Here is a 15,417-nt window from a genome sequence, read left to right as displayed (position 1 = left end):
GACCCGGCGGGCTGATGTCTTCGACCGTGGTCTGAAAGGATCGCTAGTGTGCGACGCCCTTCCAGATGCGGCGATAGCTGGCGTAGGTGATGCCGGCGAAGATGGCGAGGAAGGCGAGGACGCCCATGCCCGACTGTTTCCGCTCCGTCGCCCTGGGGTCCGAGGACCAGGCGATGAAGGCCGCGACGTCCTTGGCCATCTGGTCGACCGTCGCCTCGGTGCCGTCGTCAAAGGTAACCTGGCCATCGGCCAGCGGCGCGGGCATGGCGATGAAGCCGCCGGCCGGGACCTGTTCCGGATCACCGTCCCAGAACGGGGTCATGTCGCCCGCCATGTACGGATTGTAGTGCTGGGTCGCCGTGATCCGCAGTCCGGCCGGCGGGTCTGCGTAGCCCGAAAGCAGCGAATAGATATAGTCGGCGGCGCCGTGACGGGCCTTGGCCATGACCGACAGGTCGGGCGGGGCCGCACCGCCGTTCGCGGCGGCCGCGGCCGTGCGGTTGGGATAGGGGTTCGGGAATTTGTCGGCCGGGGTGGCGGGACGCATCATCGCCTCGCCGGTCTCGGTGTCGATGTCCGCGACCTCGATCTCGGCGGCCAGGGCCCGGACGAACCGGTTGGCGGCCGGGTTCTCGGCGTGCGGGTCATAGAAGGGACCGCCCTTCTCACCCAGATTGCGGAAATGCATCAGGTCCATCGAGTGGCAGGCCGAGCAGACCTCGCGATAGACCTTGTAGCCGCGCTGCAGCTGCCCCTGGTCGAACGTGCCGAACGGCCCGTCGAAGGTGAAGCCGCCCGAACGCGGGTGATGGGCGCCGCCCTCGGCAAGAGCGGGAGACGCCGCACCGACCACCGCCAGAGCAGCGACCGACAGGGCCAGTTTGCGAATATCCATGGTGACTTTCTTGGCGGACATCGCGATCAGCCCTTCTTTTCGGCGTCGGCGGGAACGGCGCCGCTCATAGCGAACGGCCCCGACAGGACCGGCTCGGAGATCGACGCGGGGATCTTCAGCGGCGTCTCCTTCAGGCCCACGAAGGGCATGATGACGAAGAAGAAGGCGAAGTAGTAGAGCGTAGCCAGGCGGGTCAGCCACAGGTAGCTGTTCAGCTGGCCGTCGATCAGGGTGAAGCTCGGCATGCCGGGAACCACCTGAGCGTCCGGCAGCTGGGCGCCGCACCAGCCCAGGATCAAGCCGACCACCACGAAGATCAGGAAGAAGATCTTCATCGTCGGGCGATAGCGCATCGACCGCACCTTGGAGGTGTCCAGCCACGGGAGGATGAACAGCACGCCGATCGAGCCGAACATGGCGACCACGCCCCCGAACTTGTCAGGAATGGCCCGCAGGATCGCGTAGAACGGCAGCATGTACCACTCGGGCACGATGTGCGCCGGCGTCTGCAGCGGGTTGGCCGGAATGTAGTTGTCGGCGTGGCCCAGGGCATTCGGCATGAAGAAGACGAACACCGCGAACATCATCAGGAACACCAGCAGGGCGAAGCCGTCCTTGACCGTATAGTAGGGGTGGAACGGGATCGTGTCCTTGGCCTCGCGCTCCTTGGGGATCAGGATCCCGACCGGGTTGTTCTGGCCGGCCGTGTGCAGGGCCCACAGGTGCAGCACCACGACGCCGAAGATCACGAACGGCAGCAGGTAGTGCAGCGAGAAGAAGCGGTTCAGCGTCGCATTGTCGATGGCCGGGCCGCCGCGCAGCCAGATCAGGACCGGTTCGCCGATCATCGGGATGGCCCCGATCAGATTGGTGATGACCTCCGCGCCCCAGTAGGACATCTGGCCCCACGGCAGGACGTAGCCCAGGAAGGCCGTGGCGATCATCAGGAAGAAGATCACGCAGCCGAGGATCCAGATCATCTCCCGCGGCGCCTTGTACGAGCCGTAGTAGAGGCCGCGAAGCATGTGGATGTACACGGCCACGAAGAACATCGACGCGCCGTTGGCGTGGACGTAGCGGATCAGCCAGCCGCCGTTGACGTCGCGCATGATCCGCTCGACCGAGGCGAAGGCCATCGCCGTGTTCGGCTGGTAGTGCATGGCCAGGAAGATGCCGGTGGCGATCTGCGTGACCAGGCAGATCGTCAGGATCGCGCCGAAGGTGTACCAGTAGTTCAGGTTCTTCGGCGTCGGCAGCGACAGGTAGTCGGCGCCGAAGCGCACGATCGGAAGCCGGGTGTCGAGCCACTTCTCGATGCCGGTCTTGGGAACGTAGGTGGATTCGTGTCCGCTCATCTTGTCCGCTCTCAGCCGATCCGAATGGTGGAGCCGGCGGTGAATTCGTAGTTGGGCACCACCAGGTTCTTCGGCGCCGGACCCTTACGGATGCGACCCGATGCGTCATAATGCGAACCGTGGCAGGGGCAGAACCAGCCGCCGTAATCGCCCGAGCCGAAGGTCGGGATGCAGCCCAGGTGCGTGCAGGACCCGATCACGATCAGCATCGGCTCATGGCCGACCTTGGTGCGTTCCTGGTCGGTCTGCCGTTCCTTCAGGTCGGAGGCGTCGTTGTCGGCGATCACGCGCGTCAGCTCGGCGGCGGTGCGGTTGCGCACGAACACCGGCTTGCCCTGCCAGGTGATGACGATCTGCATCCCCTCGGCCACCTTGGAGGTGTCGAACTCGACAGTCGAAAGCGCCAGGGTGTCGGCGGCCGGGTTCATGGAGTTGACCAGCGGCCACACCATCATCACGCCCGCGCCGACGGCTGCGGCGCCGGCCGCGATATGGATGAAGTCCCGGCGGGTGGCGTCACCTTCGGGATGCTCGTTCGTCACGACCGATTCGGCCACGTCTCACCTCTGTAAAACTCGCATCGCGGTCCGTGGGAAGACGGCCCGCTATCGAGGAATTGTTCTTAGCGCGATGAAAGGGTTTAGACTCGGTCAGGCTTTGCGGCTTGTCGCCGCAAGTGGCTGTGGTTACTTGAGAACCACTCGCAGTACTGACCGCGACAAGACCCCTGCCCGCGCGTATGGAGGGCATTAGAATGCGTCTCGCCCTTTTTCAACCAGCCATTCCCCAGAACGTGGGCGCCTGTATCAGGCTGTCGGCGTGTTTCGGGATCGAGCTGCACATAATCGAGCCCACGGGCTTCCAGTTCGACGACCGGGCCATGAAGCGCGCGGCGCTGGACTATGGCCCCCTGTCGCACATGACGCGCCATGCCGACTGGGACGCCTTCCAGGCTGCGCGCGGTCCGGGGCGGCTGATCCTGTTCACCACCCGGGGCGCCACGCCACTGACCGCCTTCGTCTTCCGGCCCGACGACACCCTGCTGTTCGGCTCCGAGAGCTCGGGCGCGCCCGACTTCGTCCACACGGCCGCGGACGCCCGCATCTTCATCCCCATTCGTCCCGAGGCGCGCTCGCTGAATCTGTCGGTCAGCGCAGGGGTAGGCCTGTTCGAGGCCCTGAGACAGACCACCGCCTGACGTGCCACTGTCCCGGCCCAACGGGAACGACGACCATGGGTCTCTTCGACATCTTCACCGGCGGCTCCAGGCCGAGCGGCCCTCGCGCCGGTCCCGCCGAGCTCCGCGAGGCCCTGCTGGCCGTCAATAGGGACGGCGCACCCTGGCAGGTCCGCGACGGCGCCAGGGAGAAGGTCGACCTGGTCGCCGAATGGAAGATCGTCGACGCCGCCTGGTACGAGATCTTCGCCAAGGCCGGGGTCAAGCGCGTCTTCAAGATCCTGATGAAGTTCGACGAGACGTCGGGCCAGGTCCGTTCGGTCGATCATGAATTCGACGTCGAATGGCGCGCGGGCGTCCCTTCCCTGAGCGACCTCTCCGTCGTCGGCGGCCAAGCCAGGATCAGCGGTTTCCGCGGTCAGTCGCGGGAGATGAGCACCGAGACGGTCTGGGCCTTCCGCGAGGAGGACCTCAGCTGGGGCAAGATCTACAGCTACAACTTCAACACCGGTGAGATGAAGAAGCCCCTGGAAGCCGCCGCAAAGGCCGCCGGCTGGGGCTGGCGCGGCGTCGCCTTCGGCAAGCTCTAGCGAATCACTCTGGCGCGCCCGCCGTCGCGATGACCGCCAGGCTCGGCCGCTCGCCGGACCTGGACGACGCCACCGTCTCGACCGCCCGCATCACCCGGAGCACGTTCTCTCCCGCCAGTTTGCGGAGGTCGCCCTCCGACCAGCCGGCCGCCATCAGGGCTGCAAGAATGCGCGGATAGGCGTCCACGCCCTGGACCTCTTCGGGCAGGCTGGTGACCCCGTCGAAGTCGCCGCCCAGGCCGACGTGATCGATACCGGCAACGTCGCGCACATGCTGGATGTGGGCGATGACGTCGGCGAGGCCCGCTGTCGGTTGCGGGTGGGCCGCGTCCCAGGCCGCCATGCCCGCCGTCACCGTTCCTGGGTCTCCCGGATTGAGCGTCAGCAGCCGCGCCGCCGCCGCCGCCCGGTCGGCGTTCCAGCTCCGGACCGCCTCCGAGATGAACCCGGGCACGAAGGTCACCATCACCACCCCGCCGTCGTCCGCCATGGCGCGCAGCACGCTGTCGGGCACATTGCGGGGATGGGCCGTCACCGCCCGCGCGGAGGAGTGGGAAAAGATCACCGGCGCCTCCGACACTCGCATGGCGTCGATCATCGTCTCCTCCGAGACGTGGCTCAGGTCGACCATCATGCCGATACGGTTCATCTCGCGCACCACGTCTTCGCCGAAGGGCGACAGCCCGCCCCATTTCGGCGCGTCGGTGGCGCTGTCGGCCCAGGTCGTTGTCTTCGAGTGGGTCAGGGTGATGTAGCGCGCGCCCGCCTGATGGAATTCGCGCAACAGGCCCAGCGAATCGTCGATCGAATAACCGCCCTCCATACCGATCAGGCTGGCGATCTTGCCAGCGGCATGGATGCGCTCGACGTCGTCGGCGGTCGTCGCCAGTTCGAACACGTCGGGATGGGCGGCAACGATGCGCCGGACCGTGTCGATCTGTTCGAACGTCTCGCGCGCCGCCTCGGTCGGCGTCAGGGTCGCCGGCACATAGACCGACCAGAACTGGCCGCCGACGCCCCCGGCCCTCAGGCGCGGGATGTCGGTGTGGAGCGCTGTCGAGGCATCGAGGTTGGTCGCCAGATCGACGGCGTGCGGGTCGTTTCCATAGGTCTCACGCAGGGCCCAGGGCAGGTCGTTGTGGCCGTCGACCAGCGGTGTGGTCCGCAGAATTTCGCGCACCCGCGCCTCTCCGTTCTGAGCCGCTGCGGGAACGGCCAACGCCAGCATGGACGCGGCGAGCAGGCAGGAACGGATCATGGCGACCTCCGGAAAACAATGACGGGCGGAGACAGGCAGACGCCGGGCTCCAAAAGCAAAGCGGTTATCGGTCGCCCAGGCTGAGCCGTCCGATCAGGACCGCCGCGCGCTGCGACTGGCGCACCAGACTGTCGAGATCGATCGACTCGCCCACGGCATGGGCGCCCGACCCGGCCGTGCCGAGCCCGCCCAGCGTATCCACGTCTGCGGCGACGAAGCCCGAATCCGCCGCCCCGCGCTTGGCCGGGTCAAAGGGCGCCATCTCGGGCAGGCCGAGGTCGCGGTTGACCGCGTTCAGCCGCTCCAGCAGGGCGGTATTGCCCGGCGTTGGCGCCATCGGCGGATAGCCGTCCTCGGCGAAGACGAGCTCGGCTGTCGTCTTCGCCAGGTGATCATCGACGATCCCCGCCATCCGGTCGCGGACCCGGGCGTCCTGTTCCGGCGTCAGGGTGCGCAGGTCCCCGCGCGCGATCGCCGTCTCCGCCACGATATTGGTCTTGCCCGAGGCCTGGACGCGGAAGCCGGCCGCATCGATCTCCGCCGGCGTCCCGCCGGCGATGACGCCCACATTGTAGGTCAGGTTGGGCTCCGGCAATTCGCGCCGGAAGTTGTCGAGGATGCGCGCCATCTCATAGATCGCGCCATAACCCAGAGTGTCGCCGAACACGCCGCTGGAGTGGCCGGTCCGGCCGCCGGTGGTCAGGGTCCAGCTGGACGAGCTGCGCCGGGCGATCGTGCCGAACTCCTCGCCGTTCTCGATCGCCAGTCCCTCGAATTCCAGCGCATAGTCCGCGACCTGACCCGCCGCGATCAGGTCCCGCCGCGCCACCGCCAACGGCGAACCGGGCCGCTCTTCATCACCGGTCAGGACGATGGTGATGTTCGATCCCTGCAGCGTACCCGCCGCCTGCATCGCGCGCAGGGCTGCGATGATCACGACCACCCCGCCCTTGTCGTCGCCGACGCCGGGACCGGTCGCCTGCGAGCCGTCCCTCACGAAGCGCTGGAACGGACTCTCCGGCTCGAACACCGTGTCCAGATGGCCGATCAGCAGGATGTTGCGCCCGCCGCCGTCATGGGTCGCGATCAGATGCCCGGCGCGGCCGGTCTCGGCCATATCGATCCAGCGCACCTCGAAGCCGAGCGGATCCAGTTCGGCGCGGATCATCTCGCCTACCGCTGTCACACCCGCCAGGTTCAGCGTGCCCGAGTTCACGTTCACCATCCGCTCCAGCAGATGGATGTGCCGGTCGTGCTCGGCGACCACGGTGGACATGATCGTCCGCTCGGCCTCGGGCGTCTGCGCCATGACGGGCGGGGCGAGGGCGAAAACCATTAGGGCGGACAGGATCAGACGCATGGGCGACCTCGCTATGAAGCGGCGACCGTGGCCGAGGCCGCCCTGCGAGTAAAGGCAGCTAGCGGTCACTCCTCGCCGGAACGGGCAGCGCGCCGGGCTGGATCGAGGGTGAGCGGGCCGGAGCCTGCGCCTGCTCGCGGCAGCCGCGCCCGATATGCAGACCGTTCAGATAGTACCAGCGGCTCTGCACAGCCACCTGTTCGGCTTCGTCACGATCGCGGGCCGGCTGACGCACTGCATCCACCCCGGCGATGGCGAGGCCGCCGCCGGGTACGAGCATCGCGGCGCCCGACCGTGCGATGCCCCCGAGCGAACTCAGCCAGCCGCCCTGCGGCGTCGCGTCGCCCATGGCCTGGCCGAGCTGCGCCGCCTCGTCGCTGATCCCGGCGCATGACAGTCTCTCGTCGGTCTCCCGGAACACGCCCGTCTCCTGGGCCCCCGCGTCCTGCGCCAGGGCGGCGCCCGCCGAGAGCAGGGTGATCGTCAGGGTCGGGATCAACAGGGATCGCATTAAAAATTCTCCAAACAGCCCATCGTCCAAACGGCTGCGGACCTGCGCGGTTCATTCCCGGCCCACGTGACCTCGCGCGCGAGACGTGATTGAACGCCGCTCATGAGCCAGTTCCCCCTCCCCGACACCGATCCGCTGGACCTCAAGAAGGTCGAAACCCGCGCCTGGTTCGAGGCCCTGCGCGACCGCATTCACGCCGGGTTCGAGGCGCTGGAAGAGGCGGCCCCCGCCGACCTCTTCCCCGGCGATCCTGGTCGGTTCGTGCGCACGCCGTGGTCGCGGGACGCCGGCGGCGGCGGGGTCATGGGCATGATGCACGGCCGCCTGTTCGAGAAGGTCGGGGTCCACGTCTCCACCGTCCACGGCGAGTTCCCCGCCGACTATGCGAAGACCGTCCCCGGTGCTGATGCCGACCCCCGCTTTTTCGCCACCGGCATCAGCCTGATCTGTCATCCCGTCAGCCCGCGCATCCCCGCCGTGCACATGAACACCCGCTTCATCGCCACAACAAAAAGCTGGTTCGGCGGCGGCGGCGACCTGACCCCCGTGCTCGACGTGGATCGTCGCCAGGACGCGCCAGACACGGTCGCCTTCCACGCCGCGATGAAGGCGGCCTGCGATGCCCACGACCCGACCTGGCATGGGAAGTTCAAGGCCTGGTGCGACGACTATTTCTTCCTTCCGCACCGGAACGAGCCGCGCGGCACGGGCGGCATCTTCTACGACCACCATGACTCGGGCGACTACGCGAAGGACTTCGCCTTCACCCGCGATGTTGGTGAGGCGTTCCTGGAGACCTACGCCGCCATCGTCGAGCGTCGCATGGCGGAGGCCTGGACGTCCGGGGAGCGCGAGGAACAGCTGGTCCGTCGCGGCCGCTACGTCGAGTTCAACCTGCTTTACGACCGCGGCACGATGTTCGGCCTCAAGACCGGCGGCAACGTCGAGTCGATCCTCAGCTCGATGCCGCCGGTGGTGAAATGGCCTTGACGGGCGAGCGCTAAATTCCGCTGCCCTCGCCCTCGACCGGCGGCGGGGTCAACATCAGGAAGGCGCGGATCCAGGCCGTCAGCACCGCCCGGTCGTTGGTCTTCGCCAGACTAGCCAGGGCCTTGTCCGCCAGGGCGTCCGCGATGCGATGGCCGCGCCGGCTTTCGACCAGGGCGGCGGCGTAGTCCGGCTGGAACTCGGGATGACACTGGAACGACATGGCGTCATCCCAGGCCAGTCCTGCGAACGGCGTGAACTCGCTCGCCGCGATCACCCGCGCGTCGGCGGGCGGCACCAGCACCTGGTCCTGGTGCGACACCGGGATGGCGATGGAGGCCGCACGCGGAAACATCCACGGCTCCTCGCCCACCACCGCATAGCGATGCAGGCCGACGCCCCAGCCCTTGTCCGATTTCTCGACCCGACCGCCGAAGGCGTGGGCCATGACCTGATGCCCGAAGCAGATGCCGACCAGCCGCGTCCGACCCCGCGCCGCACGCAGCCAGTCGACCAGGGGCGCGATCCACGGCAGGTCGTCATAGACCCCCGCCGCCGATCCGGTGACGATCGCACCCTGAAACTCGCCCGGGTCTCCAGGCAACCGCCCCGCCTGGACGTCGAACCGCACGGTCGCCACACCCTCGCCCAGCAGGGCCTGGAACCGCGCCGGGTAGTCGTCGAACACATCCTTCAGCGCCTCGGGAGGCTTGCCGGTTTCCAGGATCGCGATGGGTTTCATGACCCCATAGGGACTGCTCTGCCATGGCGGGACAAGGGCAAAGGCGCTACAGCGCAGCCTATGACCGATGCCGCCGCGCACTCCGACGCCGATACCGTCCCGGTCGTGCTGATCAACGTGTTCAAGGTCCAGCCTGATCGACAGGACGATCTGCTAGAGATGCTGGCCGAATTGACGCGGGCCCAGGTCGGCCTGCCCGGCTTCGTCTCGGCGACCCTGCATCGCGGCCTGAACGGCAAGACTGTCGTCAATCAGGCCGTCTGGCGCTCGGTCGAGGACTGGAAGGCGATGACGCGCACCGCCGCCGTCTCCGTCGCCATGCTGCCCATCATGGCCATCGCCACGTTCGAGCCGAACCTCTACGAGGCCGGCGAAGTCATCGAATAGGGCTGCGTCCGCATCTGACGCAGCGGCATGAGACCCGCCACGGCTGTCGGTCTTTGACATTGCCATCTGGCCTCGACGTTCCGGACGCTTCGGACGGAGTTTTGGAGTCCGGTCAGGCTCGCCAGACCTCCGCCTTCGCCCCCGCATTGCCCAGCGCCCCGGCCACCCAGCCGCAGATCTCCGCCGCCGCCACATCCGCACCCTCCGGCGGATTGACCACCACCATGGCGCAGCCGTTCATCTTCATCGGGTTGATCAGCGGCCTCAGCCGCGCCTCGGCCACCAGGGTCGACGCATCTGTCCCCGACGCCAGCCGCCTCAGGAAACCGTCGAAGGTCTCCATATCCTTTAGTGGCGTCCAGATCGCCACCATGGCCGTCGGGTCCGCCTTCACGATCGCCGCCGCCGTATCCGCCGCGCGCAGGTAGTCGTCCGGCCGCTCGAACGGCGGGTCGATCAGCACCAGCGATCCGCCCGCCTGCCGCGCCTCGGCCAAGACCAGATCATAGCCGTCCCCGATCTCGCCCCGCGCGTTCGGGAAACCGGAGAGGCTCTCGCGGAGCACCCCGGCCACCGCCTCGTGCAGTTCGAACCCGACATAGGCGTCGGCCGGGTTCAGGCTTCGCGCCACCAGCACCGGCGACCCGGGATAGAAGCGCACCCCACCGCCGGGGTTCAGCGCCGCGATCTCCGCCACCAGCGCCTCGATCAACGGGGGTCGGTCCGCCGCCGCCATCAGTCGCTCGACCCCGGCCTCGGCCTCGCGTGACCGGGTCGCGTCGCCCGTGAGATCATAGAGCCCCGCCCCGGCATGGGTGTCCAGCACGACCACCGGCCCCGTCGCCTGCCGCGTCTTCAGCAGCCACAAGACGAGGGCGTGCTTGAACAGGTCGGCGAAGTTCCCTGCGTGGAAGCTGTGGCGATAGTTCATGCCTTTCCGTCTCCTTCACACCGCTCCGGGTCAAGAGGAACCGGACGGTCACAGGCGACGTTCGCCGTTCCTGATCCGGAGCCCGAATGATGCCTGACGGCGGCCACACCTTTATCGCCGAGCGCGAAGTCCCCGAGGGACTGACCTACTGCAGCGACACGCATCCGGGCCTGACCCGAGTGAAATCGGGCGCCGGTTTCTCCATCCGCGACGCCGACGGCAAGGCGATCAGGGACGCCAGGGTGCTGAACCGTATCCGTATGCTGGCCATCCCGCCGGCCTGGACCGACGTCTGGATCTGCCCGCGCGCCACAGGCCACATCCAGGCCACCGGTCGCGATGTGAAGGACCGCAAACAGTATCGCTACCATGACGACTGGATCACCCACCGCTCCGGGAACAAGTTCGACAAGCTGCCCGCCTTCGCCCGCGCCCTGCCGAAACTGCGCGCTCGCGTCGAGCACGACCTCGGCGCGCGTGGCGCCCGTCGCGAAAAGGTTCTGGCCACCGCAGTCCGCCTGCTGGAGATCACCTTGATCCGCGTCGGCAACAAGGAATACGCACGCACCAACCGCAGCTACGGCCTGACCACGTTGAACAAGCGTCATCTGGAGATGGACGGCGCCGCTCTCAGCTTTGCCTTCCGGGGCAAGAGCGGCGTGGATCACAAGGTCAGCGTCCGCGACCGGCGCCTGGCCGCCGTGGTCCGGTCCCTGCGTGACCTGCCGGGCCAGCAGTTGTTCAAGTACAGGACCGCCGAAGGCGACCTCTGTCCGATCACCTCCGACGACGTGAACGGCTACATCCGTGACGCCATGGGCGAGCAGGTCTCGGCCAAGGACTTCCGCACCTGGGCCGGCACCGTCTCCGCCGCCCGAGTTCTGCGCGACCTGGAGGCGCCGACCTCGCCCACCGACGCGAAGCGGAAGATCACGGTCTGCGTGAAGGCGGTGGCCGGCTTGCTGGGCAACACCCCGACGGTCTGTCGCAGTTCCTACGTCCACCCGGCGGTGTTCGGGCTTTACGAGAGCGGCCGCATCGCCGACGTCCTCCCGGGCTCTGAGACCAAGGGTTTCGAGGCCGCCCTGATCAAGGCGCTGAAGGCCTAGGCCCGGGCCCAGAACCCGAGCGTCGGCTGGGCGACCGGAAACCCCGCTTCCGCCACCCGCGCCAGGATCAGCGTGCGGAAGGCGTCCGCAAGCTCGTCACCGCGCAGCAGCCTCAGCGATTTGATGATCCGGGTGATCCGCAAATGGTTGTGGTCGCTGGCGGTCAGCCAGTGCCCGTTGCGATAGTAGAATATCGCCAGCCGGTCCGTCGCTGCGGCCAGCGCGGCCTGGGCCGAGATGGACTCGCGGATCGCCTCGATGTCCTCGTCCGTGAGCATGGGTGCGTTGGGCTGGGCGCCAGACCGCTCCCGCAAGGGGAACAGCCACTGGACGAAGTCATGCACCTGCTCGACCGCGGCGTCGTCGAAGCTGATGACCTCGAAGACATCCCGCCCCGCGCCGTCGGTTCCCTCGCCCGTCAGGAAGGCGACGATCGGGGTCAGGCCGCACCCCTCATGCAGCCTTGTCCCAATCGAGGATGACCTTGCCCGACTGGCCCGACCTCATCGCGTCGAAGCCTTCGCGGTAGTCGGCATAGGACAGCCGGTGGGTGATCAGGGGTTCGAGGTCGAGGCCGGCCTTCAGCAGGCCCAACATCTTGCGCCAGGTCGTGAACATCTCGCGCCCGTAGACGCCCTTGATCGTCAGAGCCTTCAGGATGATGGCGCCCCAGTCGGTCTCCATCGGCTTTGACGGAATGCCCAGCAGGGCCATGCCGCCGCCCATGATCAGTGTGTCGACACACTGTTTGAAGGCGATCGGGCTGCCCGACATCTCCAGCGCTACGTCGAAGCCGACCTTCAGGCCGAGCTCCTTCATGACGTCGCGCAAATCCTCCTTGGTGGTGTTCACCGTCCGCACGCCCGGCGCGACCTTCTGGGCCAGCTCCAGCCGGAAGTCGTTGATATCGGTCAGGACCACGGTCCGCGCGCCGGCGTGTCGCGCCACCGCTGCCGCCATCATCCCGATCGGCCCCGCGCCGGTGACCAGCACGTCCTCGCCGAGAAGGTCGAACTGCTGGGCTGTGTGCACGGCGTTGCCGAACGGGTCCAGCATGGCGGCGACCTCATAGGACACCTCGTCAGGCAGCTCGATCACATTGAAGGCCGGGGCCACAACGAACTCGGCGAAGGCGCCCTGGCGGTTCACGCCGATGCCGCGCGTGTGCGGATCCAGGTGGAAGTGGCCGGCCCGCGCCGCCTCCGAGTTGAGGTCGATGACGTGCCCCTCGGCCGAGACGCGCTGGCCGATCTTCAGTGGCCGGTTCACGTCGGAGCCGATGGCGACGATCTCGCCGGAGAACTCATGGCCGGTGATCATCGGCGTCGGCACGTTCTTCTGGGACCACTCGTCCCAGTTCCAGATGTGGATGTCGGTGCCGCAGACGGCCGTGCGGTGCACGCGGATCAGCACATCCTCGGGTCCCGCCACAGGGATAGGCGCATCGATCAGCTCAAGGCCGACCTCGGGCCGCATCTTGGCCAGGGCCTTCATGGTATCCGTCATTTGATCACTCCCAATTCCTTGCCGGCCGTCGTGAACGCCGCGACCGCTTGATCGATATGTTCGAAGGTGTGCGCCGCCGACATCTGCGTCCGGATGCGCGCCGCGCCGCGGGGCACCACCGGGAACGAGAAGCCGATGACATAGACGCCGAGCTCCAGCATTCGCGCCGCCATCGTCTGGGCCAGTTTGGCGTCGCCCAGCATGACCGGAACGATCGGATGCTCGCCGGGCAGAAGGTCGAAGCCGGCCTCGGCCATCGCGCCCCGGAAGCGGGCGGCGTTGGCGGTCAGTTGAGCGCGCAGTTTGTCGCCCTCTTCCCCCTGAGCGATGCGGATCGCTTCCAGCGACGCGCCGCAGATCGAGGGCGCCAGGGCGTTGGAGAACAGATACGGCCGGGCCCGCTGCTTCAGCAGCTGGACCACAGCCGAGGTGGCGCAGATGAAGCCGCCCATCGCTCCCCCCAGAGCCTTGCCGAAGGTGCCGGTGACGAAGTCGACCTTGACCCCGTGGTGGGCGTAGGATCCCCGCCCCTGAGGACCCAGGAAGCCGGTCGCGTGGCAGTCGTCGACCATGATCAGAGCGCCATACTGGTCGGCCAGCGCCCGGATCTGGTCCAGCTTTGCGATATAGCCGTCCATAGAGAAGGCGCCGTCGGTGGCGATGATGATGTCGCGCACGCCGTCGGCCCGCGCCTGTTTCAGCTGGGCCTCCAGATCGGCCATGTCGGAGGTCGCGAACCGGTAGCGTCTGGCCTTGCACAGCCGCACCCCGTCGATGATCGAGGCATGGTTCAGGGCGTCCGAGACGATGGCGTCCTCGGCCCCGAACAGGGGCTCGAACAGGCCGCCATTGGCGTCAAAGGCGGCGGCGAAAAGGATCGAGTCCTCAAAGCCGAGATAGTCTGCGATGGCCCGTTCCAGCTGTTTGTGGATATCGAGCGTGCCGCAGATGAACCGCACCGAGGCCGTGCCCGCGCCGCGCGATTCGGACGCCGCATTGGCGGCCGCGACGACCCGGTCGTCGCCGCCGAGACCGAGGTAGTTGTTGGCGCAGAAGTTGAGGACCTTGCGGCCCGCGACCTGGATCACCGGTCCCTGGCGCGATTCGATCACCCGCTCGGGCTTGGTCAGCCCCTGGGCGTCGATGTCGGAAAGCTCGGCCGCGACGCGGTCGTGAAAGCCTGTGGTTTGCATGGCGGGTGGCTACGCCCTTTCGCGATTGGATTCCAGCACTGCGACCCTCATGGCTCCACAGGGGGACCCGATCCGGACTCCAAAACACAGTCCGAAGCGTCCAAAGCGTCCAAAGCGTCCAAAGCGTTCGGATCGTCCGGAAGGTCGCAGATGACGATGGCGCGATTGCAGACGAATGTATTATGCGCCCGCTTTTCAGGGCGGTTGACATAAACCTTCAGGGACAGGCGGCGCGCTGATTTCGCACGGAAAATCGGGGTGTGCGTTGATGGGTATCAGGTCACCGAAGCCGCTCGCACGGGCTCGGGCGCCGGACCGGGCTCGACGTCCGCACGGAAGGGATTCACCCGAATGCGTCCGCCGCAGGGGGTGAAGGCCAGCGGAATCGCCAGGGCGGCCGCATCGCCCGGGATCAGCACCCGCACCCGCGCCGCCGACGGACAGACGCGTTCGCCATTGCCCTCGTTGGGCACGACGTTCCAGGCGATATCGAAGAAAGCCTTGCCGCCGACGGCAAGGTTCACCGGCGTCGCCGTCTGCGGGTTCTGGTCCGAGCGCACAGTGGTGAGGACGCGTCCCTGCGGGTCCAGCAGGCTGACCGCCGGGTAGCCCGAGATGCTGCACGGCGCGGTCCCGGCATTGGTGACGCCGAAGACGTTGACCCGGTTGCCGGCGCCCGCGTCGGCCGTTTCGCTGTTCAGACGCAACTGGGCCGCGCGGCAGGGCATCGAGGCGGGCAGAACGCCGCCCGGCGCGGGCTGAGGCATGATCGGCGCGCCGGGAACCGGCAGGGCCGGATTGGCCGAGGGACGGCTGCACCGCTCCAGCACGGCCACGCCGACATCCTCGTTGGGGCCAAGACGGCTCAGGGTCGCGCTCTCCGAGCCTTCGCGGGTGGCGATCCACCATTCCAGGCCGGAGCCGGAATAGCGGGCGCCGCTCCCCGACGGCACGAGGCGCAGCGCATAGGTCTGCCCCTTGTAGGCGATGCTCGCCGTGGCCGTGTCCAGATACTGGACCGACACCGTCTGTCCGCTCTCGCAGGCGTATCCTATGGCCGGCGTGGTCGGAGCGGGCGGGGCGACGGGCGGCGTCTGGTTGATGACCTCGGGCGGCGTCTCGCCCTCGCGCGTGCAGGCGGAAACGGACATCGCGCCGATGACGGCGGCGACGAGAAGGCGGTGCAGGCTCATGACGATCCCCGATCAATGCTCAAGGTTAACGCCGTTTGCTGTGAATAGCTCCCGCCGCCTTGGCGTGACGCGCTCGACGCCGTTAGTGTCCCGGGCAGGAGCCCCCATGACCGACCCCGACCTGTATCCCGTTCCCGTCGAATGGGCCGAACGCGCCCATATGGACGCCGCCGCCTACGAGGCCGCGCGGCTCGCGGCGCGCGAGACGCCGGACGCCTGGTGG

Annotated in this window: 17 protein-coding genes; 5 read left to right on the top strand and 12 right to left on the bottom strand. The window is 67.5% G+C overall.

Annotated elements, in window-relative coordinates; all coding sequences use genetic code 11:
- Nucleotides 1-43 precede the first annotated feature (43 nt).
- The 3 genes from ACP7AU_RS14585 to petA are packed head-to-tail and all read right to left on the bottom strand — an operon-like array spanning nucleotide 44 to nucleotide 2,807.
- Complete coding sequence (locus tag ACP7AU_RS14585) at nucleotides 44-916, bottom strand: cytochrome c1 (RefSeq protein ID WP_426051870.1); 873 nt, start codon at nucleotides 914-916, stop codon at nucleotides 44-46.
- 5 nt (nucleotides 917-921) lie between these two features.
- Nucleotides 922-2,250 (bottom strand): cytochrome b, encoded by a 1,329-nt coding sequence (locus ACP7AU_RS14580; protein WP_426039007.1) that lies wholly within the window; start codon nucleotides 2,248-2,250, stop codon nucleotides 922-924.
- Between the two features lie 11 nt (nucleotides 2,251-2,261).
- Entirely contained in the window at nucleotides 2,262-2,807 is a 546-nt protein-coding gene (gene petA, locus ACP7AU_RS14575; RefSeq protein ID WP_303696942.1) for a ubiquinol-cytochrome c reductase iron-sulfur subunit, read from the bottom strand.
- 197 nt (nucleotides 2,808-3,004) lie between these two features.
- Between petA and ACP7AU_RS14570 the strand changes: the two genes are divergently transcribed.
- Nucleotides 3,005-3,448, top strand: coding sequence for a tRNA (cytidine(34)-2'-O)-methyltransferase (locus tag ACP7AU_RS14570; protein ID WP_426039006.1), 444 nt, complete (start codon nucleotides 3,005-3,007; stop codon nucleotides 3,446-3,448).
- 35 nt (nucleotides 3,449-3,483) lie between these two features.
- Nucleotides 3,484-4,017, top strand: coding sequence for a hypothetical protein (locus ACP7AU_RS14565; RefSeq protein ID WP_426051869.1), 534 nt, complete (start codon nucleotides 3,484-3,486; stop codon nucleotides 4,015-4,017).
- Between the two features lie 4 nt (nucleotides 4,018-4,021).
- Here the strand turns inward: ACP7AU_RS14565 and ACP7AU_RS14560 are convergent, their stop codons facing one another.
- The 3 genes from ACP7AU_RS14560 to ACP7AU_RS14550 all read right to left on the bottom strand — a co-directional run bounded on the left by ACP7AU_RS14560 (nucleotide 4,022) and on the right by ACP7AU_RS14550 (nucleotide 7,146).
- Nucleotides 4,022-5,275 carry a dipeptidase gene (locus ACP7AU_RS14560; protein ID WP_426051868.1) on the bottom strand — a complete coding sequence of 418 codons (1,254 nt, stop codon included), beginning with the start codon at nucleotides 5,273-5,275 and terminating at the stop codon, nucleotides 4,022-4,024.
- 64 nt (nucleotides 5,276-5,339) lie between these two features.
- Nucleotides 5,340-6,635 carry a M20/M25/M40 family metallo-hydrolase gene (locus ACP7AU_RS14555; protein ID WP_426039003.1) on the bottom strand — a complete coding sequence of 432 codons (1,296 nt, stop codon included), beginning with the start codon at nucleotides 6,633-6,635 and terminating at the stop codon, nucleotides 5,340-5,342.
- A gap of 58 nt (nucleotides 6,636-6,693) precedes the next feature.
- A complete protein-coding gene (locus ACP7AU_RS14550; protein WP_426039002.1) occupies nucleotides 6,694-7,146 on the bottom strand; it encodes a hypothetical protein in 453 nt (150 codons plus the stop codon).
- Between the two features lie 102 nt (nucleotides 7,147-7,248).
- Between ACP7AU_RS14550 and hemF the strand changes: the two genes are divergently transcribed.
- Nucleotides 7,249-8,136 carry an oxygen-dependent coproporphyrinogen oxidase gene (gene hemF, locus ACP7AU_RS14545; RefSeq protein ID WP_426039001.1) on the top strand — a complete coding sequence of 296 codons (888 nt, stop codon included), beginning with the start codon at nucleotides 7,249-7,251 and terminating at the stop codon, nucleotides 8,134-8,136.
- Nucleotides 8,137-8,146: 10 nt separating this feature from the next.
- Here the strand turns inward: hemF and ACP7AU_RS14540 are convergent, their stop codons facing one another.
- Nucleotides 8,147-8,875, bottom strand: coding sequence for a glutamine amidotransferase-related protein (locus ACP7AU_RS14540; RefSeq protein WP_426051867.1), 729 nt, complete (start codon nucleotides 8,873-8,875; stop codon nucleotides 8,147-8,149).
- 60 nt (nucleotides 8,876-8,935) lie between these two features.
- Here ACP7AU_RS14540 and ACP7AU_RS14535 point away from each other — a divergent pair, with 60 nt between their 5' ends.
- Nucleotides 8,936-9,262, top strand: coding sequence for an antibiotic biosynthesis monooxygenase family protein (locus ACP7AU_RS14535; protein ID WP_426038999.1), 327 nt, complete (start codon nucleotides 8,936-8,938; stop codon nucleotides 9,260-9,262).
- A gap of 112 nt (nucleotides 9,263-9,374) precedes the next feature.
- Here the strand turns inward: ACP7AU_RS14535 and rlmJ are convergent, their stop codons facing one another.
- On the bottom strand, nucleotides 9,375-10,193 hold the full coding sequence (gene rlmJ, locus ACP7AU_RS14530) for a 23S rRNA (adenine(2030)-N(6))-methyltransferase RlmJ (RefSeq protein WP_426038998.1): 819 nt from the start codon (nucleotides 10,191-10,193) through the stop codon (nucleotides 9,375-9,377).
- A gap of 86 nt (nucleotides 10,194-10,279) precedes the next feature.
- On the opposite strand from rlmJ, the gene ACP7AU_RS14525 reads away from it, so the two are divergent.
- Nucleotides 10,280-11,302, top strand: coding sequence for a DNA topoisomerase IB (locus ACP7AU_RS14525; RefSeq protein WP_426051866.1), 1,023 nt, complete (start codon nucleotides 10,280-10,282; stop codon nucleotides 11,300-11,302).
- Here ACP7AU_RS14525 and ACP7AU_RS14520 read toward each other — a convergent pair.
- The 4 genes from ACP7AU_RS14520 to ACP7AU_RS14505 form a co-directional block, all read right to left on the bottom strand.
- Nucleotides 11,299-11,676 (bottom strand): opioid growth factor receptor-related protein, encoded by a 378-nt coding sequence (locus ACP7AU_RS14520; RefSeq protein WP_426039117.1) that lies wholly within the window; start codon nucleotides 11,674-11,676, stop codon nucleotides 11,299-11,301. The genes ACP7AU_RS14525 and ACP7AU_RS14520 overlap by 4 nt on opposite strands.
- 79 nt (nucleotides 11,677-11,755) lie before the next feature.
- Entirely contained in the window at nucleotides 11,756-12,808 is a 1,053-nt protein-coding gene (gene tdh / locus ACP7AU_RS14515; RefSeq protein ID WP_426038997.1) for an L-threonine 3-dehydrogenase, read from the bottom strand.
- A complete protein-coding gene (locus ACP7AU_RS14510; protein WP_426051865.1) occupies nucleotides 12,805-14,001 on the bottom strand; it encodes a glycine C-acetyltransferase in 1,197 nt (398 codons plus the stop codon). The genes tdh and ACP7AU_RS14510 overlap by 4 nt, the downstream gene beginning before the upstream one ends.
- Nucleotides 14,002-14,276: 275 nt before the next feature.
- Nucleotides 14,277-15,194, bottom strand: a complete 918-nt coding sequence (locus tag ACP7AU_RS14505; protein ID WP_426051864.1) for a DUF4232 domain-containing protein — start codon at nucleotides 15,192-15,194, stop codon at nucleotides 14,277-14,279.
- Between the last annotated feature and the right edge of the window lie 223 nt (nucleotides 15,195-15,417).

This window comes from Brevundimonas sp. SL161 (assembly GCF_049896985.1).
In the GTDB taxonomy this organism is placed as follows: domain Bacteria; phylum Pseudomonadota; class Alphaproteobacteria; order Caulobacterales; family Caulobacteraceae; genus Brevundimonas.
This window is presented reverse-complemented; position numbering and strand designations above follow the sequence as displayed.